Source organism: Micromonospora tarensis, assembly GCF_016803395.1.
Taxonomy (GTDB): domain Bacteria; phylum Actinomycetota; class Actinomycetes; order Mycobacteriales; family Micromonosporaceae; genus Micromonospora; species Micromonospora tarensis.
Map to the genome: position 1 here is coordinate 1 of NZ_JAEVHL010000059.1, position 18,339 is coordinate 18,339.

The window sequence follows — 18,339 nt, forward strand, 5'->3', positions numbered from 1 at the left end:
GCGGGGCGGGAGTGGCGGGGGCAGCAGCAGCGCTGAGGAGCCCTGGCCGGTACGGGTGGTCAGCCAGAAGGTGGGTGCCTGGATCGCCAAGCTGGGCTGGGTCTGGGTGGACGGGCAGGTGGCACAGATCAGCCGCCGACCCGGCGCCAGCACCGTCTTCCTCACCCTGCGGGACCCGTCGGCCGATCTGAGCCTGACCGTCACCACGAACCGGGACGTGCTGGACGCGGGCGCACCGGAGCTGCGGGAGGGCGCCCGCGTGGTGCTGCACGCCAAGCCGGAGTTCTACGCGGCCCGGGGCACGCTGAGCCTGCGGGCCGACGAGATCCGGCAGGTGGGGCTCGGCGAGCTGCTGGCCCGGCTGGAGAAGCTCAAGAAGCTACTCGCCGCCGAAGGGCTCTTCGACCGGGCCCGCAAGCGCCGGCTGCCGTTCCTGCCCGGCCGGATCGGGCTCATCACCGGTCGCGCGTCGGCTGCCGAACGCGACGTGCTGACCAACGCCCGGCGACGCTGGCCGGCGGTGGAGTTCCGGACGGTGAACGTGGCTGTGCAGGGCCCGTCCGCGGTGCCGCAGATCGTCGACGCGCTCAAGGTGCTGGACGCGGACCCGAGCATCGACGTGATCATCATCGCCCGGGGCGGCGGCGGCATCGAAGACCTGCTGCCCTTCTCCGACGAGGCGCTCTGCCGCGCGGTCTTCGGCTGTCGTACCCCGGTGGTCAGCGCGATCGGCCACGAGACGGACGCGCCACTTGTCGACTACGTCGCCGACGTCCGCGCCTCCACCCCGACCGACGCGGCCAAGCGGGTCGTCCCCGACCTCACCGAGGAGGTACGCCTGATCGGCCAGGCCCGGCACCGCCTCGAACGGGCGGTGCGCAACCTCGTCGACCGGGAGACGCACCGGCTCGACGGGCTGCGCTCCCGACCGGTGCTGGCCCGACCCCAGGTGATGGTGGAGCAGCGGGCGACCGAGCTGTCCGCGTTGCGGCAACGCGCGGGCCGCTGCCTGGCGCACCGGCTCGCCGCCGCCGACGACGACCTGCGCCACACGCTGGCGCGACTACGCGCGCTCTCCCCCGCCGCCACGCTCGACCGGGGGTACGCGATCGTGCAGCGCGCGGACGGCCACGTCGTCCGCGCGGCGGCTGAGGTCGGCAAGGGCGACCCGTTGCGGGTCCGGCTGGCCGACGGCGAGTTGGCCGCCACGGTGGACGGCTGAGTGGCGCCGCGCTGAGCCGCAGAGGGGTGTGCTGAGATGAACACGATGACTGACGACACGAAGGCCGGGCCGGACGAGCGGCTCAGCTACGAGCAGGCCCGCGCCGAGCTGGCCTCGGTGGTGGAGCGGCTGGAGGCCGGCGGCACGTCCCTGGAAGAGTCGCTGGCGCTCTGGGAGCGCGGCGAGGCGCTGGCGGTGATCTGTCAACGCTGGCTGGACGGTGCGCGGGCGCGGATCGACGCCGCCCGGCAGGAGCCGGCTTCCTGAGCGTCGCCACGACGAACCCGACCAGCGGGTGGGGCGGCCGGAGCCACCCCACCCGGGTACCTCACTTGAACAGGCTGTACAGCTCGGCCGGCGCCTCGACGACCTGGTCCGCCGGCGGCTTCTGCGCGGCGGTGGCGGCACCGTAGTCGGAGTACGTCATCTTGATCTCCTGGGCGGTGGCCTGCCCGGCGGCCGGCAGCTGCAACACCAGCTCGCTGAGCCGGCCCTGCGGGTCCACCTTCGCGGTGAACGGGACGGTCTTCGCCTGGGTGCCCAGCGCGGCGATCGTGGCGGCGTTCAACGAGCCGGCCTCGGCGGCCTTGGTCACGTCGATGGTGCCGGCGTACGCGCCGGTGCCGGTGCTGCGGACCTCGGTGATGCCCTCGGTCAGCACCGCGCTGCCGGCCGGGTCGACCTTCTCGAAGTCGAAGCCGAGGCTGCGGTTGCCCTTGATCCGGGCCTGGTCCAGGTGCTGGTACTTGCCGAGGTTGAGCTGCTTGATCTCGGGCAGGCTGTTGGCGGTGGGGCCGCTCAGCTCCAGCTTGACCCAGCTGTCCGGCTTGAAGTGGATCACGTCGAGCTTCATCGCCAGATCGGACGAGGGGCCGCCGATCGCGACCTTCATCGTCGCGCTCTGGCTGGGTTGGTGCACCTGCCCCTCGGCGGTCGAGCCGGCCCCGGTGAGGCTGAACCGGAAGTTCCCGTTGCTGATCTCCTTGGTGGAGTCGAGCAGGGCCTGCTTGGCGTCGCCCGCCACCGGGGTGCCGGACGGGCTCGCGGTGCCGGACGCGGTCACCGTCGGGGACGCCGACGAGCCGGGCGTGCCGGTTCCGCTGGCACAGGCGGCCAGCGCGGGCGTGATCAGGGCGGCGGCTACCAGGCCGGCGCCGAGTCGTCGAACAGTCATACGTGTCTCCCAAGGGGGTCACCCGACAACCTGGTCGGCGCCGGAAACCGGGCGACGCAGCAGCACCGTCGGCTGCGTCGCGCGATCCGGGCCGAGCAGCGCGCCCGGATCACCCCCTCTTTGTTCCCTGTCGACGGGTCGGACAATCACCCTTCGGCCGGGTTGCCCAATTTCGCCGCCGCCGGGCGCGCTCAGCGCAACGAGCCAGCCAGTTCGCGGAGTTCGTTGTCCCGGGCATCACCGACGACGATCACCGTGCGGGTCGGCTCCAACAGCACCAGCGCCTGCTGGTTCCCCCGGGCGGTGTAGCGCTGCCAGCTGCGTCCGGCCAGCTCGGTGGGGCCCTGCGGCTGGCTCTGACCGGTCAGCTCCGCCGGGATCAGCCGCTCCGCCGGGACGTTGCTCTGTAGGAGCTGGACGCCCCGCCCCTCCGGGGTGAGGTAGCCGAGCCGGAGGTTCGCCCCGCCCTCCACGGTCTGGTAGCGGGCACTGACCGTCGACCAGCCGGAACCGAGCCCCTGCGGCTGACTGACCGGGAAGACGTTCGCCGACCGGGCCTGCTCGATCGCGGGGGCCGGATCGACGGTCGTGGGCTGGTCGCCGCCGAGAAAGCCCCGATAGAACGCCAGCAGGAGGACGATCGGCACGAGCAGCACCAGCAGTGAGATGGCCATGTCCTTCGGTGACCGCTCGGACTTGCCGGACGCCACCGGCGGCGGCGTCGGCCCGGTCGTGGCGGGCCCACCACCAGCGTGGGCGGCGACGTCGGCCGGCGGCTGGCCGTCGGGCGGTGTGCGGTCATCGGGTACGCGGTCGGCTGGCTGTGCGGGATCCACCCCTCCATCTTCGCAGCCGCCCGACCGGCGGTATCCGGCCCATCACCGCCCCGCGCCGACGCCGGTTCGGCGATCGTGTGAGGATCAGCGACAAAGCCGGCAGTGGGCACCGCCCTGCCGCCGGCCGTCCCCGCACCGTCGCGAGGAGGAGTAGCCGCCATGACGAACACCAGGACGCGGATCCCACAGGATCTCGACCGAAACCTCGCCCTCGACCTGGTCCGGGTCACCGAGGCCGCGGCGATGGCCGCCGGTCGGTGGGTCGGCCGGGGCGACAAGGAGGGCGGCGACGGAGCCGCTGTCGACGCGATGCGCAAGCTGATCAACTCGATCCAGATGCGCGGTGTGGTGGTGATCGGCGAGGGCGAGAAGGACAACGCCCCGATGCTCTTCAACGGCGAACACGTCGGCGACGGCACCGGCCCGGAGGTGGACGTCGCCGTCGACCCGGTCGACGGCACCACCCTGATGAGCAAGGGCATGCCGAACGCCCTGGCGGTGCTCGCCGTCTCCGAGCGGGGTGCGATGTTCGACCCCAGCGCCGTGTTCTACATGGAGAAGCTCGCCGTCGGGCCCGCGTACGCCGATGTGGTGGACATCAACGCCGGGGTGGCGGACAACCTGCGCCGGATCGCCAAGGTCAAGGGCACCGACGTCTCCGAGGTGACGGTCTGCGTGCTGGACCGGAGCCGCCACGACGACCTGGTCACGCAGATCCGCCGCGCCGGAGCAGGTATCCGGTTCATCTCGGACGGCGACATCGCGGGCTCCATCGCGGCCGCCCGGGGCGAGTCGGACGTCGACGTGCTGATGGGCATCGGCGGCACCCCGGAGGGCATCATCTCCGCCTGCGCGCTGAAGTGCATGGGCGGTGCGATGCAGGCCAAGCTCTGGCCGCGCGACGAGCAGGAGCGGGAGAAGGCGATCGCCGCCGGCCACGACCTGGACCGGGTGCTGGGCACCGACGATCTCGTCACCGGCGACAACTGCTTCTTCGTCGCGACCGGGGTCACCTCCGGGGACCTGCTGCGCGGGGTGCGCTACCGGGCCGGTGGCGCGTACACCCAGTCGATCGTGATGCGGTCGAAGAGCGGCACCATCCGGGTGATCGACTCGTACCACCGGTTGGAGAAGCTGGCGCTCTACTCCGCTGTCGACTTCGACGGTCGTCCGCTGGCTGAGCAGGAGTGACCGCCGCCGACACGGCGACCCCGCAGACGCTGTCGGCCGCCCGCCGGATCACCGGCGTCGCGCTGGCGTCGGCCTCCGGGGTCGCGGTGGCGGTGCAGTCGCGGATCAACGGCGAGTTGGGGGTACGCCTCGGCGACGGTTTTGCCGCCGCCGTGGTCTCGTTCGGCATCGGCCTGGTCGTGCTGCTGGTGCTGGTACCCGCGACCCCCAACGGACGGCGGGGCCTGGTCGCGACGCGGCGCGCCCTGGCGGTGGGCACGCTGCGGCCGTGGCAGTGCCTCGGCGGGATGTGCGGGGCCTTCCTGGTGGCCACCCAGGGGCTGACCATCGGCACCCTGGGTGTGGCGGTCTTCACCGTGGCGGTGGTCGCCGGTCAGACCGGCAGCAGCCTCGCCGTGGACCGGGCCGGTATCGGGCCCACCGGCCGGCAGCCGGTCACCAGGCAGCGGCTGGCCGGCGCGGTGCTCACCGTGCTCGCGGTCGGCCTGGCGGTCGGTGACCGACTCGAGGAGCCGGGCGCGCTGGCGCTGGCCCTGCTGCCCCTGCTCGCCGGGGTGGGCATCGCGTGGCAGCAGGCCGTCAACGGCCGGGTCCGGGCGGCGGCGGACAGCGCCTTGACCGCCACGTTGGTCAACTTCGCCGTCGGCACGCTCACCCTGCTCGTCGCGTTCGCCATCGACATCGCCGTACGCGGTTTGCCCGACGGTCACCTGCCGAACGAGCCGTGGCTCTACCTGGGCGGGCCGATCGGCATCGTCTTCATCGCGATCGCCGCCGCGATCGTGCGTTTCACCGGTGTGCTGCTGCTCGGCCTGGCCACCATCGCCGGACAGATCGTGGGCGCGGTACTGCTGGACGTGGTGCTACCCACGGCGGCGTCACACCCGGGCCTGAACACCCTGCTCGGTGCCGCGCTGACCATGGTGGCGGTGCTGGTCGCCGCGCTGGCGCCCCCCGCCAACTCCCGTCCTCGCTGACCTTCGGACGGCGACGGCAGCCCGGGCATCCTGACCCCAAGATGCCGATCAGCCGGGGAGTTGCCCCGGCTGATCGGCTCACTGCCACTCAAGGATCAATGCCACCCGCGCTAGCCGTTGTTGGTGACAGTCCTCGGGCTGCTACAGCCACAAACGGTGCTGCACGCTTTGTAGGTAATCCGGCTGCCGTAGCCGCCCAATTTGTTATTGCTGCTGTCCTCGTAGAGGTCCTTGTTGCAGTACCCTTCCACAATTCCGCCGGACACCCCGAGTTGGCGGTCAGCCGGCGTCGGAGGAGTGCCCGGGGAAGAGGTGTGCGCTCGGGTCGATGGCCACCGCCGCGTTGTTGACCGCCGTCGCCGCCTCGCCGAAGCCGGTAGCGATCAGCCGGACCTTGCCCGGGTATTCGGTGATGTCACCCGCCGCGAAGACCCTCGGCAGGTTCGTCGCCATCGCGCTGTCCACCACGATGTGCCGACGGTCCAGCCGGAGCCCCCACTCGGCGAGTGGGCCCAGGTCGGCGGTGAAGCCGAGGGCCGCCACCACCGTGTCGACCGGTAACGTCTCGGTCGCACCACCACGCACCGTGACCTCGGCGCCGGTCACCGTGGCATCCCCCAGTAGTCGGCTGACCTCGGCGTTGACCACCACCCGTATCGGCAGGGACAGCACCCGGGCGACCGTCGAGGCGTGCGCCCGGAACTTCTCCCGGCGGTGCACCAGGGTCACCGAGCGGGCCAGCGGTTGCAGCGTCAGGGCCCAGTCGAAGGCGGAGTCGCCGCCACCGACGATCAGCACGTCCCGGTCGGCCAGCTCGGCGGGCTCGGTGACGAAGTAGAGGATCCCGGAGCCGGGGGCGCCGTCGGCGCACGGCAGTGGCCGGGGGCTGAAGCTGCCCAACCCGCCGGTGACCACCACCGCGCCGCAGCTGAGCTGCTCGCCGGAGGCCAGGCCGAGCACCGGACGGCCCTCGGCGTAGGAGAGCTTCTCGGCCCGGGTGCCGAGCAGGTACTGCGGGCCGAACGGGGCGGCCTGGGCGACCAGGTTGGCGACCAGGTCGCGGCCCTTGACGGCGGGGAAGCCGGCGACGTCCAGAATCAGCTTCTCCGGGTACATGGCGCTGACCTGTCCGCCCGGCTCCGGCAACGCGTCGATCACCGCCACCGACAGCCCCCGGAAACCGGCGTAGTACGCGGCGAAGAGGCCGGCCGGACCGGCCCCGACCACGGCAACATCGACCTCGCGCATGGCGTACCGTCGCTTTCCGCTTACGGATCAACGCTTGCTGATCTAGACCGTAGGCGGGCGACGACGGTCCGGCAAGCACGTCAGGGGGCGCGCCGGAGATTGGGTCAGGGCAGGCTGAGCGTGGACCCCGAGTAGTCCGGGCCGTCCACGGTCGGTCGCCGCCGACGGAACAGGATCGCCGCCACCACCCCGCCGAGCAGCCCGAACAGGTGCCCCTGCCAGGAAATCCGCTCGTCGGTGGGGAGGATGCCGACCAGTTGCCAGCCGTAGAGCAGACCGACCAGCAGGAAGACCGCGAAGTTCCACCAGCTGCGCTCGACGATGCCCCGGGTGAGCAGGATGCCCAGGTAGCCGAAGATGACGCCGCTGGCGCCGACCACCACCGAGTTGGGTGAGCCGGTGAACCAGACGCCGAGCCCGCTGACCAGGATGATGACCAGGGTCGACCAGAGGAACCGGCGGGCCCCGGCGGCCAGCACGAAGGTGCCCAGCAGGATCAGCGGGATGCTGTTGCTGTAGAGGTGGTCGAAGCCGTGGTGCAGGAACGGGGAGAAGAAGACCCCGTCCAGCCCGTCGATGCGTTGCGGGATGATGCCGGCGGTGGCGTCCAGGCCGAACGCGAGCCCCTGGTCGACGGCCTCGATGAGGAAGAGGAACGGGACCACCGCGCACATGGCGACGAACGCCCGGCCGAGCGAGGCGTAGAACGCCTCGGTGCCGAACCGGAACGGGTCGCCGCTTGACGGGTGCAGGCTCACCCCACAACTGCTATCAGCAAAAGCAGCGGACCGCCACTCGCATCCCGTCCGGGGTACGCGCGACGGCGGGGCGGGTGAACCACCCACCCCGCCGTCGGCAGCCGTCAGTAGTGGCCGTTGTTCTGGAAGTAGGTCCAGGCGCCACAGGGCGTCTTGTACTTGCCCTTGATGTAGCCCAACCCCCAGGTGATCTGGGTGGCCGGGTTGGTCCGCCAGTCGTCCGCGACCGAGCCCATCTTGCTGCCCGGCAACGACTGCGGAATGCCGTACGCGCCGGAGGACGAGTTGCTGGCCTTGTGGTTCCAGCCGCTCTCCTTGGTCCAGAGCTTCTCCAGGCAGGGGAACTCGGCGATGCCGAAGCCCTTGTCGATCATCAGCGCACAGCCGATCTTGCGGTTGCCGCTGTACTCCGCGCAGGACGCCGGGATCGGACCGTCGTACGGTTTGGCGGCCGCGTTCGCCGCCTCGCGCTCGCGCTTGCGGGACGCCGCGGCGGCCTCGGCCCTGCGGGCCCGCTCGGCGGCCTCCTTGGCGGCCTGCACCGCCCGCAGCTTGGCCTGGTACTCGGCGGCCCGCTGCTTGGACGCCTGCACCTGGTGGGCGGCCTGCCGCTCGCGCTGGTACGCGAAATCGGCCCGGTCGACCTCGAGGCTGACCTGCTCGGTCAGGGCCTGTTGCTGGGTTTCCCGGTTTTCGCCCAGGTAGAAGCCGCCAGCGACGCCCACGGAGAGCAGGGCGACAGCAGCCGTACGGGCACCCAACCGGCTCCACAGCCGACTCACGAAGTGGTCCCTTCGTCGGGAGCAAGGACGCGGCCCGGCGCGGGCCACAGTCGGGCCGTCAGCCGTGCCACGAGCGCCCCGACCGGTCGTCGGTCGCACCGACACACCGACCGTCGCCGATGTCGTTCGTCTCGGAACGAACGATTACCAACGATTCCGGTGGTGCGTGGACGCTCGTGGGACACGATTGCGCACAGTGGGTCTGATGGGAAACCGACCGACCCGATTGTGATCTGTGCCACACGCAAAATGCGGACAAACCCCCGCAAAAGCTCCGGCTAGCTCGGGATGTCCTCCAGCAGGTCGGTGACCATCGCTGCGATCGGCGACCGCTCCGAACGGCTGAGGGTGACGTGCGCGAAGAGCGGATGCCCCTTGAGCGTTTCGATGACGGCCGTCACCCCGTCGTGCCGGCCGACCCGCAGATTGTCCCGCTGCGCCACGTCGTGCGTGAGCACCACCCGGGAGCCCTGCCCGATCCGGGACAGCACCGTCAACAGCACGCCGCGCTCCAGCGACTGGGCCTCGTCGACGATCACGAAGGCGTCGTGCAGTGAACGCCCCCGGATGTGGGTCAGTGGCAGCACCTCGAGGATGCCCCGCGAGGTGACCTCCTCCAGCACGTTCTCGTGCACCACCGCGCCGAGGGTGTCGAAGACCGCCTGCGCCCAGGGCGACATCTTCTCCGACTCAGAGCCCGGCAGGTAACCCAACTCCTGACCACCGACGGCGTACAGCGGGCGGAACACGATCACCTTCTTGTGCCGGCGACGCTCCATCACCGCCTCCAGGCCGGCGCAGAGCGCCAGCGCCGACTTGCCGGTGCCGGCCCGGCCGCCCAGCGAGACGATCCCGATCGACTCGTCGAGCAGCAGGTCGAGGGCGATGCGCTGCTCGGCCGAGCGGCCGTGCAGACCGAACGCCTCCCGATCCCCCCGGACCAGCCGCACCGACTTGTCCGGCAACACCCGGCCCAGCGCGGAACCCCGACCCGAGTGCAGCACCAGGCCGGTGTGACAGGGCAACCCGGCCGCCTCGTCGAGGTCGAGCGTCTCGCCGGCGTACAACCGGCCGATCTGCTCCTCGCCCAGCTCCAGCTCGGACATGCCGGTCCAGGTGGGGTCGCTGGCCTGACCGTGGCGGTACTCGTCGGCGCGCAGACCCACCGAGGCCGCCTTGACCCGCAGCGGCATGTCCTTGCTGACCAGAGTCACCTCCCGCCCCTCGGCGGCGAGGTTGAGCGCGACGGAGAGAATCCGGGCGTCGTTGCTCTCGGTTCGGAAACCGGGCGGCAGCACTCCGTCGTCGGTGTGGTTCAGCTCCACCCGCAGGGTGCCACCCGCCTCGTTGGCGGGCACCGGTGTGTCCAGGCGGCCGTGCCGGACCCGCAGGTCGTCCAGCATCCGCAGTGACTGCCGGGCGAACCAGCCCAGCTCCGGATGATGCCGCTTGCCCTCCAGCTCGGTGATGACCACCAGCGGTAGCACCACCTCGTGCTCCGCGAACCGGTGGAACGCCGCCGGATCGGAGAGCAGCACGGACGTGTCCAGGACGAAGGCCTGGCCGGCTGGTCGGGGCTCCTCGGGGTCGGCCGGCGCGGTGGCGCCGAACGGCGGCTCCGGGTGGCGCGGCGGGTCGTGGCAGTCGCGGCCGGGGTCTGGTCGGCACCGGCAGGGGTACGGCGAGTCGTCACAGGCCTGCTCCGACGGATGGGCACCCGCCACCCGCGTTCCGCCTCCTCCGGTGCCCGGGGACACGGGGTCGGATGCGGAACCCCATGCGCGAGGTCGCAGATCCGGGCGGGCCGGCTGGCCCGGGAGAACCCCGTGCCATGCCTAGACGCTAGCCCCGCCGGACCGTCCCGGCTAGAGGTCTGACGTGGATCTCCCGAGACGGGGTCGTGAACACCACCGCGCCCAGCCGACGGCCCTTGTTCGCGGGCGCGGCGGAACCGGCCGGGATGCATGCCCCCTGCGCGCATCCCGGCCGGTGGGGCCACCGTCACCGGTCTGACGTGACCCCGACGGTGCGTGTCCGCCGCGGACGACGCACCGCGTTCGTGGTGTCGGTCGGCGGGCAGGACCCGCCGAGCGACTCAACCGGTACGTCGGACGAGCGTGCCAGTCGGGTGCCGTCCGGTGATCGGGGCGGCCGGCGCGGTGAACGACGAGCCGGTGTACGTGGTGCCGGGGCGGGCCACCGTGCCGGCGGAGCGGACCACGCCCGCCGAGGAGACCGACAGCGCCGAGGCGATCGCCGCCTGGGCGTCGCGTCGACGGCGGTTCCAGGCGCCCCGGTCACCGTCGAAGTAACCCTGCCGGTAGCCGAACCGGTAGCCGATGCGGTAGCTGAGCTGCCCGTGCAGCCGGCCAGCCGCATAGCTGGTGGCACCGAGCACCAGCACCAGGAACACCACGAGGAACGGGCTCATCGGGCCGCCCCGGCCCAGCCCGGACGCCAGGTCATCGCTCCTCCGGCTCGATGCTTGTGGGATCCGCGACGAGCAGCCGGTCCAGGTCGTCGGTGCTGACCTCCTCGACCAGCTCGACGCTGATCCGGCAGCCGTCCAGCACGACCTCGGCCACCGAGGACCGGCGGATCTCGCCGCCGGCGTCGTAGACCCGGACGCTCAGCTCCGGGCAGCCGAGATGGGTGCGCCAGGCGTTCCACTCGGCGCGATCGCCGACGCTCAGCGACAGGTAGCGACAGCCTCGGGCCAGGTAGAGACGCCAGGGGGCGGTCAGCCCGGCGGCGACCCCCTCGGCGATCAGCCCGAAGGCCTGGGCGCGGGTGGCGAGTTCGGTCACCACAACCCCCTGGCACCGGGGGCGTGACGCATGTGAGCACCAGTCGTCTCATGCACGTGACACACCGTAGATTGTCCCATGGGCGTGACAGTATCAGCTTTTCGTCCGCTTACCTTGGTCACTACGGGCATCTATTCTGCCCGCGTGACACCCCTCAAGAGTGGCGCGGGACCGTTTACCGGAAATCCGAAGGACCCGTCACGTCCGCGTGACAGCAGCGAGCCGGGGCGCACGTCCACGGCCGGCTGGCCGTACCGTCACGGAGTGACCGAGACGGCCAATGCGCGGAAGATCGCCTTCGCCACCTTCGTCCGGCGGGCCCTGGACGAGGCACGAGCGACCCGAGCCTGGAGCGGCACCGAGGTGTCCCGGCGCACCGGAGTCTCCCGGCAGACCATCAACCGGTGGGTCCGGGGCGACTGGGCCAGCGACCCGGAGGCCGAACGGGTGGTCGCCTTCTGCGAGGGCCTGGGCCTGAACCCGGCCGCCGCCTTCGCCGCGCTCGGTTGGGACCGCACCGCGGCCGGCCCGCGCGGCGACCAACCCACCCCGCCGATGGACCCCGACGTGGAGGCGTTGCTGCGCCGCCTGGTCGACCCGCAGGTGTCGGACGCGGAGAAGTTCCACATCCGGGAAACCATCAGATACCTCGCATACCGCCCAACGTTGCCGGTCGATGTCCGAAAAAGGGGCAGTCAGGCCGGGTAGTTCCTCAGATGGCGAAAGAACGCCTGGTCAGGTTCATTCGTTTACCTCCGGGGCTGGAACGGGCACGCTAGCGTCCCTATTCGTACTGCTTGGGCTCGTCATCGGCGGGGGGACGGGACAAGGCCGAACCTAGCCCTGCGGGACAGAAGGAGGGGTCTGTCCATGACCCTGAAGTGGTTGGCAGTCGTGGTGGCCACGGTGTCGGTGACATTGTGGGCGACCGGAAACGCAGTGACCCTCGCGGTCAACGGCGGGCAGCTTCCGCTGCTCGTCAACCTCTTCGTGCTGATCACCGCCGGCACCGCGGTCGTCCTGGCCGTCGTCGCCGAGCTGCACGAGCGTCTCAACGACCGGATCAGCGCGCTCACCGAGTTCCTGGTGGCACGGCTCAACGAGATCGAGACCCACACCGGCGACCGCAACACCGGGTTCGTGGAGGGCTACCTGTTGAGCCACGGCCAGGAGGCAGCGGTGGTGCCGTTCGGTCGGCGCGGACGAGGAGCCGCCGAACGCTGATCGCCCACCGGTCAACGGGTCCACTCGGCCAGGAATGAGCCTGGATCGCCGGGGTACGCTGACGCGCGTGCCGCCGTTGAATCTGGGCAACCAGCAGCCGAGAACCCCGTTGAACGCCGACCAGGCCTGGCGGACAACCGCCAGCCGGGCGGCCGGGACCGTGCTCTTCTTCGACTTCGACGGCACACTCGCGCCCGTCGACGACGATCCGACCGCGGTACGCCCGGCGCCCAAGGCGCTGGCCGCGATCGAGGCGCTGGCCCCGATCGTGCAGCGGGTGGCGATCGTCTCCGCCCGACCCGTCGAGTTCCTCCGGGACCAGCTCGGCGGGCTCGACGGTGTGGACCTCTACGGCCTCTACGGGTTGGAGCACAGCCACTCTGGCGGGGAGACCGTCACCGAGCCGGCCGCGCTGCCCTGGGTGCCGACCATGGCGGAGCTGGCCGACCTGGCCCGCGCGGAGCTGCCACCCGGCACGCTCGTCGAGTACAAGCGGCTCTCGGTCGCGCTGCACTGGCGTACCGCCCCGCGGCTCGGCCCGACCGTGCAGCAGTGGGGGCAGGCGCAGGCCGACCGGCTGGGGCTGCGGGTGCAGGCCGGGCGCATGGTGCTGGAGCTCAAGCCCCCGGTCGACCGGGACAAGGGCATGGTGATCGGCGAGGCGATCAAGGGCGCCACCGGCGCCTGGTACTTCGGCGACGACGTCTCGGACATCAAGGCGTTCGCCGCGCTGCGGGCGCGGGCCGCCGCCGACCCGGATTTCCTCGGTGTCTGCGTGGCCGTGGCCAACCCGGAGACCGGCCACGAGGTGGCCAACGCCGCCGACCTGACCATCGAGTCCCCGGCCGCCCTGGGCGACTTCCTCACCCAGGCGCTGACCCACCTGCCCTGAGGTCGGGCCGAACGGCGACGGATCAGGCGCCGTAGCGCCGTTGTCTGGTGGCGTATGAGCGCAATGCGCGCAGGAAGTCGATGTGCCGGAAATCCGGCCAGTTGAGCTCGCAGAAGTAGAACTCCGAGTGCGCGGACTGCCAGAGCATGAAGCCGGACAGCCGCTGCTCGCCGCTGGTGCGGATGACCAGGTCAGGGTCGGGCTGACCCCGGGTGTAGAGGTGCTCGGCGATGTGCTCGACGTCCAGCACCTCGGCCAGCTCCTCGATGGTGCCACCGGTGGCGGCGTGCTCCAGCAGCAGCGAGCGGACCGCGTCGATGATCTCCCGGCGACCGCCGTAGCCCACCGCGATGTTGACCTCCGCACCGCCGACACGCTCACGGGTGCGCTCCTCGGCGCCCTTGAGCGCCGCCGCGGTCTGCGCCGGCAGCAGATCGAGCGCCCCGACGATGCGCAGCCGCCAGGGGTTGCCCTCCTCGGCCAGCTCCACCACCAGATCCTCAATGATCTTGAGGAGCGGGTCCAGCTCACTGGCCGGACGGCGCAGGTTGTCGGTGGCCAGCAGGTAGAGGGTGACATGCCCGACGCCGGCCTGGTCACACCAGCCGAGGACATGCTTGATCTTTGCCGCGCCGACCCGGTGCCCGTCGTTCGGGTCGACGAAGCCCATCTCCCGCGCCCAGCGGCGATTGCCGTCGCACATCACCCCGACGTGCCGGGGCACCGGCTTACCCGCGAGCTTCGCCGTGAGCCGGCGCTCGTACACCGAGTAGATAAGGTTCCGCAGCGTCATCACCCTGCAGCCTAGCGACCCGTCGGCTGATTCACCGCCTCGGAGCCCTCTCCCCGCCGGGCAGACCGATGCCGATCATCGCCAGAGTGCGGGCGGTGAGCCGTCCGTCGCCCAACCCCAACTCGACCACGTCGTAGAAGACCCGGTCGTCCCGGCGGGCGGCCCGAACCGCCGCGTCCACCACCCGACGCCGCCGCGCCAACCAGGCGGCGGCGGAGCTGTGCCGCAGGTGGATGCCGAGTCGGCGCCGCAACCCGTGGGCGTAGCGGCGGGCGGCCAGCTCGGGTGCCTGGGCCGCCGCCGCACCGGCCAGCGCACCGGAGAGCAGCGCGTAGAAGATCCCCTCTCCGGTGAACGGGTTGATCAGTGACAGCGCGTCCCCGGCCAGCAGCGTCCGCCCCCGCCCCGGCGACGGGCGGTGGGTGGAGAGCGGCAGGTGGTGGGCACGCAACGCGGTCACCGTCGCCAGGTCGGTGCCGGGCAACAGCGTGGCCAGCCGGTCCAGCAGGTACGCCCGGCTGAGCGACTCGCCTCGCAGGACCTCGCCGTATCCGACGTTCGCCCGCCCGTCACCGATCGGGAAGGACCAGGCGTACGCCGGCCAGCGCGCCTTCGAGGTGACGATGAGCTGCTCGGACGGGCCGGGCAGCGCCGGAGCGTACCCCCGGATGGCCAGGGCGAGGTGCCGATCGGGGTTCTGCTGGTGGCCGAGCGCCCGCCGCACCACCGAGCCGGCACCGTCCGCGCCCACCACCACCCGGCCGGACAGCTGCCGGTCGAGCACCACCCGGTCGTCACGCGGCTCGACCCGGCGCACTGTGTGCCGGCGTAGCTGCGCCCCGGCCGCCACCGCGGCCGCCACCAGCCGCGCGTCGAAGACCTCCCGGGGCACCGTGTACGCGGGGCGGGGCAGTGCCCGCGCGACCGCGCCACCGCCCGGCGCGATCATCCGTAACGCGGGCAGCGGCGGGTAGCCCGCCACCGCCTCGGGCACCCCCAGCTCGGTGAGCACGTCCACCGAGTGCGCGGCGATCCCGTCACCACACGCCTTGTCGCGAGGGAAATCGGCCCGGTCCAGCAGCAGCACGCTGGCGCCCGCCCGCCGAGCCGTCAGCGCGGCGGCCGCACCGGCCGGACCCGCTCCCACCACCACCACGTCGAACTCGTCGCCCACCACCGCGCCTCCTCCGTCCCGCCCGGCACGACCGGGCCGTTCCGGCACCGCCGCGACGATCCGGCGACGCCGACCGGGACGTCCGACGCCCACCCGCCATCCTGCCCCCTGCCCGGGCCTGTCGACCGATCCCGCGCGGCGCGACTTTGCGCGGCAAGAGGGCGGGCGCGGCGGGACGGGCACCGACCTCAGCTCGGGGCGGCGTCCCGGGCGCGGCTCGCCCGCCGCAGACCGTAGAGGGCCACCCCGGCGGCGGCGAGGAGCGGAGCACCGTCGCGGACCAGGCCGTCCAGGCCCAGCAGCCACCAGCACAGCGGCAGGTCCACGGCGAGTACGGCCACCGTGACGACGACCAGGAGGCCCCGCGCCCAGTCCTTGCCCCGGAGCAGGAACGCGGTGCAGAACAGCACCGCGTAGCTGGCCGTGATGCCCGCGCCGATCCAGAACAGCACCGCCGGCACCGCGGTCAGTCGGTCGTCCAGGATGGAACCTCCGGCCACCAGCGCCGGCACCAGCATCAGCGGGCTGTAGGTGAATGCCGCCACCCGGCTGGTCAACAGCCAGGCGCTGGCCTGCGGCCGACGTGGCGGGGTCTCCCGCCAGGAGATGCCGGCCCGGTCGATGACGAGCCGGGGGCGGTGTCGGACCAGGTGCCCGGCCACCGCCGACGAGCGGTAGAGCAGCCACACCACGGCGACGCAGAGCGCGCCGAGAACGGCGAAGCCGAGCAGCCCGGGCAGCGGCGGCACCCCCTGCCGGGGCACGATGAGCCGGCCGACGGCGAAGATCGTGGTGACCGCGAGGATCAGCCCGAACGGGCGGGCCGCCGTACGACCTCGCCGCACGTGCCCGATCAGCAGCAGGAAGCCGAACGAGCGCAGCATGGCCCATCCGGTGCGGACGGCCAACCCGAAACCCTGCTCCGGGGCGTACCACCAGTTGAGCAGCTCGACCACGACGGTGGCCGCCGCCGTCGTCGCCAGCAGGATGGTGAGCACCCGGACGGCGGACGGCCGCCGGACCTGGGTCTCGGCGGCGTCCTCATGGGATTCAACATTGCCCGCAGGGGGCGAACCTCACACCTGGCGCTGCGGCTGTGCGGCGTCCAGACGCGCGCGCAGCGCGTCCAACTCGGCCCAGAGCACGCCGGGCAGCTTGTCGCCGAACTTCTCGAACCACTCGGTGATCATCGGCAACTCGTTACGCCACTCGTCCGGGTCGACCTTGAGGGCGATCCGGACGTCCTCCGGGGTCATGTCCAGACCCTCGACGTCCAGGGCGTCCGGCGCGGGCACCATGCCGACCGGGGTCTCGACCGCGTCGGCCGTGCCCTCGATCCGCTCCACCACCCACTTGAGCACCCGGGAGTTCTCCCCGAAGCCCGGCCAGAGGAACGAGCCGTCCGGGTCCTTGCGGAACCAGTTGACGTAGTAGATCTTGGGCAGCTTCGCCTCGTCGCCGTCGGCGCCCTTGCCCATCTCGATCCAGTGCCGGAAGTAGTCCCCGGCGTGGTAGCCGATGAACGGCAACATCGCCATCGGGTCCCGCCGGACCACGCCGACCGCGCCGGACGCGGCGGCGGTGGTCTCCGAGGAGAGCGTCGCACCCATGTAGACGCCGTGCACCCAGTCCCGGGCCTCGGTCACCAGCGGGATGGTGTCCTTGCGGCGGCCACCGAAGAGGATCGCGTCGATCGGTACGCCGTTGGGGTCGAAGTACTCGTCGGCGAGGATCGGGCACTGGGTGATCGGGGTGCAGAACCGGCTGTTCGCGTGGGAGGAGAGGCTGTCGCTCTCCGGCGTCCAGTCGTTGCCCTTCCAGTCGATCAGGTGCGCCGGCGGCTCACCCATGCCCTCCCACCAGACGTCGCCATCGTCGGTGAGGCCGACGTTCGTGAAGATGGAGTTGCCCCGGTCCAGGGTGCGCATGGCATTGGCGTTGGTCTTCCAGTCGGTGCCGGGCGCGACGCCGAACAGGCCGTACTCCGGGTTCACCGCGTAGAGGCGGCCGTCCGGGCCGAAGCGCATCCAGGCGATGTCGTCGCCGATGGTCTCGACCTTCCAGCCGGGAATGGTCGGCTCCACCATGGCGAGGTTGGTCTTGCCGCAGGCCGACGGGAAGGCGCCGGCGATGTGGTGGACCTTGCCTTCCGGGGAGGTGATCTTCAGGATCAGCATGTGCTCGGCGAGCCAACCCTCGTCCCGGCCCATCACACTGGCGATCCGCAGCGAGTAGCACTTCTTGCCGAGCAGCGAGTTGCCGCCGTAACCGGAGCCGTACGACCAGATCTCCCGGGTCTCCGGGAAGTGCGAGATGTACTTGGTGTCGTTGCACGGCCAGGCGACGTCCTGCTGGCCGGGGGCGAGCGGAGCGCCGATCGAGTGCAGCGCGTGCACGAAGTCGGCGTCGTCGCCCATCGCCTCGAGGACCTTGGCGCCCATCCGCGTCATGATCCGCATCGAGGCGACCACGTACGCGCTGTCGGTGATCTCGACACCGAACATCGGGGACTCGGCCTCCACCGGGCCCATCACGAACGGGATGACGAACATGGTGCGACCGCGCATCGAACCCCGGTACAGCTCGGTCATCGTCCGCTTCATCTCGGCCGGCGCCATCCAGTTGTTGGTGGGGCCGGCGTCCGCCTCGTCGACGGAACAGATGTACGTGCGCTCCTCGACCCGGGCGACGTCCGTCGGGTCGGTGCGCGCGTAGAACGAGTTGGGCTTCTTCTCCGGGTTGAGCCGGACCAGTGTGCCGGCCTCGACCAGCTCATCGGTGAGGCGGCGCCACTCCTCGTCGGACCCGTCCACCCAGACGACCCGGTCGGGGGTGGTCAGTTCCGCGACCTCACGGACCCAGGCGAGCAGTTTCGGATGGGACGTCGGGGCCTGATCAATACCCCGCACAACAGCCGGAGCAACCATGACACATCTCCTTGTGGTCGACGCTGACCGATCTATGGGATGCACGAGTCTCAGCGGCGCGATGCGTCGCCTTCGTGAAAACCTGGGATTGGCCTCAGCGTAAACCGGGCAGCCTTCCGAGTCAGTGGGACAGGTTGTGAAGAACTGCACAAGCTACGGCTTCGCTGCGGCATCACGAGCTGATACCCGCTTTCCCGCGCAGTTTCACGCAAATCTTGTTGTGCACTCCGGCGGACGCCTGTTGCGGTCGAGCCGTGGACCTGCCCCGCCGACCGGTGCGTGGATTCCCGTTCCGGAGCGCCTCAGTCCTCCCAGTTGGTTACGCTGCGTGCAG

At 71.3% G+C, this 18,339-nt stretch carries 18 protein-coding genes and 1 pseudogene; 7 read left to right on the forward strand and 12 right to left on the reverse strand.

Annotated elements, in window-relative coordinates; genetic code table 11:
- Both xseA and JM949_RS14360 read left to right on the forward strand, forming a co-directional pair.
- The coding region (xseA, locus tag JM949_RS14355) for an exodeoxyribonuclease VII large subunit (protein WP_238433160.1) at positions 1 to 1,222 on the forward strand (1,222 nt) is incomplete at its 5' end.
- Positions 1,223 to 1,267: 45 nt separating this feature from the next.
- Positions 1,268 to 1,489 carry an exodeoxyribonuclease VII small subunit gene (locus JM949_RS14360; protein WP_030328827.1) on the forward strand — a complete coding sequence of 74 codons (222 nt, stop codon included), beginning with the start codon at positions 1,268 to 1,270 and terminating at the stop codon, positions 1,487 to 1,489.
- A 61-nt stretch (positions 1,490 to 1,550) separates the two neighbouring features.
- Here JM949_RS14360 and JM949_RS14365 read toward each other — a convergent pair whose 3' ends face one another.
- Positions 1,551 to 2,396: a hypothetical protein gene (locus JM949_RS14365; protein WP_203148988.1), complete on the reverse strand. Its 846-nt coding sequence runs from the start codon at positions 2,394 to 2,396 to the stop codon at positions 1,551 to 1,553.
- Between the two features lie 191 nt (positions 2,397 to 2,587).
- Complete coding sequence (locus JM949_RS14370) at positions 2,588 to 3,232, reverse strand: DUF4245 domain-containing protein (RefSeq protein WP_203148989.1); 645 nt, start codon at positions 3,230 to 3,232, stop codon at positions 2,588 to 2,590.
- A 159-nt stretch (positions 3,233 to 3,391) separates the two neighbouring features.
- On the opposite strand from JM949_RS14370, the gene glpX reads away from it, so the two are divergent.
- A complete protein-coding gene (gene glpX / locus JM949_RS14375; protein ID WP_203148990.1) occupies positions 3,392 to 4,423 on the forward strand; it encodes a class II fructose-bisphosphatase in 1,032 nt (343 codons plus the stop codon).
- Entirely contained in the window at positions 4,420 to 5,400 is a 981-nt protein-coding gene (locus JM949_RS14380; RefSeq protein WP_309232157.1) for a DMT family transporter, read from the forward strand. Before glpX ends, JM949_RS14380 begins: the two co-directional genes overlap by 4 nt.
- A gap of 279 nt (positions 5,401 to 5,679) precedes the next feature.
- Here JM949_RS14380 and JM949_RS14385 read toward each other — a convergent pair whose 3' ends face one another.
- From JM949_RS14385 to JM949_RS14410, 6 genes and pseudogenes are all read right to left on the reverse strand, one after another.
- Positions 5,680 to 6,648 (reverse strand): NAD(P)/FAD-dependent oxidoreductase, encoded by a 969-nt coding sequence (locus JM949_RS14385; RefSeq protein WP_203148991.1) that lies wholly within the window; start codon positions 6,646 to 6,648, stop codon positions 5,680 to 5,682.
- A gap of 104 nt (positions 6,649 to 6,752) precedes the next feature.
- Positions 6,753 to 7,406 carry a rhomboid family intramembrane serine protease gene (locus tag JM949_RS14390; RefSeq protein ID WP_203148992.1) on the reverse strand — a complete coding sequence of 218 codons (654 nt, stop codon included), beginning with the start codon at positions 7,404 to 7,406 and terminating at the stop codon, positions 6,753 to 6,755.
- Between the two features lie 104 nt (positions 7,407 to 7,510).
- A complete protein-coding gene (locus JM949_RS14395; RefSeq protein ID WP_203148993.1) occupies positions 7,511 to 8,188 on the reverse strand; it encodes an aggregation-promoting factor C-terminal-like domain-containing protein in 678 nt (225 codons plus the stop codon).
- 278 nt (positions 8,189 to 8,466) lie between these two features.
- Positions 8,467 to 9,881 (reverse strand): annotated as a pseudogene (locus tag JM949_RS14400) (PhoH family protein).
- 402 nt (positions 9,882 to 10,283) lie between these two features.
- On the reverse strand, positions 10,284 to 10,619 hold the full coding sequence (locus JM949_RS14405) for a hypothetical protein (protein ID WP_203148994.1): 336 nt from the start codon (positions 10,617 to 10,619) through the stop codon (positions 10,284 to 10,286).
- Between the two features lie 31 nt (positions 10,620 to 10,650).
- Positions 10,651 to 10,995 (reverse strand): hypothetical protein, encoded by a 345-nt coding sequence (locus JM949_RS14410; RefSeq protein WP_203148995.1) that lies wholly within the window; start codon positions 10,993 to 10,995, stop codon positions 10,651 to 10,653.
- A gap of 264 nt (positions 10,996 to 11,259) precedes the next feature.
- Between JM949_RS14410 and JM949_RS14415 the strand changes: the two genes are divergently transcribed.
- The 3 genes from JM949_RS14415 (at position 11,260) to otsB (ending at position 13,111) form a co-directional block, all read left to right on the forward strand.
- Positions 11,260 to 11,703, forward strand: a complete 444-nt coding sequence (locus JM949_RS14415) for an XRE family transcriptional regulator (RefSeq protein ID WP_203148996.1) — start codon at positions 11,260 to 11,262, stop codon at positions 11,701 to 11,703.
- Between the two features lie 162 nt (positions 11,704 to 11,865).
- The gene (locus tag JM949_RS14420; RefSeq protein ID WP_203148997.1) at positions 11,866 to 12,219 is read left to right on the forward strand and encodes a hypothetical protein; all 354 of its coding nucleotides are present in this window, start codon (positions 11,866 to 11,868) and stop codon (positions 12,217 to 12,219) included.
- A 67-nt stretch (positions 12,220 to 12,286) separates the two neighbouring features.
- Positions 12,287 to 13,111, forward strand: a complete 825-nt coding sequence (gene otsB / locus JM949_RS14425) for a trehalose-phosphatase (protein WP_203148998.1) — start codon at positions 12,287 to 12,289, stop codon at positions 13,109 to 13,111.
- 22 nt (positions 13,112 to 13,133) lie between these two features.
- Here the strand turns inward: otsB and JM949_RS14430 are convergent, their stop codons facing one another.
- The 4 genes from JM949_RS14430 to JM949_RS14445 form a co-directional block, all read right to left on the reverse strand.
- The gene (locus JM949_RS14430) at positions 13,134 to 13,904 is read right to left on the reverse strand and encodes an isoprenyl transferase (RefSeq protein ID WP_203148999.1); all 771 of its coding nucleotides are present in this window, start codon (positions 13,902 to 13,904) and stop codon (positions 13,134 to 13,136) included.
- Positions 13,905 to 13,935: 31 nt separating this feature from the next.
- Positions 13,936 to 15,126 (reverse strand): geranylgeranyl reductase family protein, encoded by a 1,191-nt coding sequence (locus JM949_RS14435; protein WP_407664770.1) that lies wholly within the window; start codon positions 15,124 to 15,126, stop codon positions 13,936 to 13,938.
- 140 nt (positions 15,127 to 15,266) lie between these two features.
- On the reverse strand, positions 15,267 to 16,076 hold the full coding sequence (locus JM949_RS14440; RefSeq protein WP_203149000.1) for a hypothetical protein: 810 nt from the start codon (positions 16,074 to 16,076) through the stop codon (positions 15,267 to 15,269).
- Between the two features lie 78 nt (positions 16,077 to 16,154).
- Positions 16,155 to 18,005: a phosphoenolpyruvate carboxykinase (GTP) gene (locus JM949_RS14445; RefSeq protein ID WP_203149001.1), complete on the reverse strand. Its 1,851-nt coding sequence runs from the start codon at positions 18,003 to 18,005 to the stop codon at positions 16,155 to 16,157.
- Positions 18,006 to 18,339 lie beyond the last annotated feature (334 nt).

Bases quoted from the DNA above. Each gene is read 5' to 3' on its own strand.
- JM949_RS14385 (WP_203148991.1), bottom strand. From the start codon at position 6,648: ATGCGCGAGGTCGATGTTGCCGTGGTCGGGGCCGGTCCGGCCGGCCTC.
- JM949_RS14365 (WP_203148988.1), bottom strand. From the start codon at position 2,396: ATGACTGTTCGACGACTCGGCGCCGGCCTGGTAGCCGCCGCCCTGATC.
- JM949_RS14445 (WP_203149001.1), bottom strand. From the start codon at position 18,005: ATGGTTGCTCCGGCTGTTGTGCGGGGTATTGATCAGGCCCCGACGTCC.
- JM949_RS14420 (WP_203148997.1), top strand. From the start codon at position 11,866: ATGACCCTGAAGTGGTTGGCAGTCGTGGTGGCCACGGTGTCGGTGACA.
- JM949_RS14430 (WP_203148999.1), bottom strand. From the start codon at position 13,904: ATGACGCTGCGGAACCTTATCTACTCGGTGTACGAGCGCCGGCTCACG.
- JM949_RS14405 (WP_203148994.1), bottom strand. From the start codon at position 10,619: ATGAGCCCGTTCCTCGTGGTGTTCCTGGTGCTGGTGCTCGGTGCCACC.
- glpX (WP_203148990.1), top strand. From the start codon at position 3,392: ATGACGAACACCAGGACGCGGATCCCACAGGATCTCGACCGAAACCTC.
- JM949_RS14360 (WP_030328827.1), top strand. From the start codon at position 1,268: ATGACTGACGACACGAAGGCCGGGCCGGACGAGCGGCTCAGCTACGAG.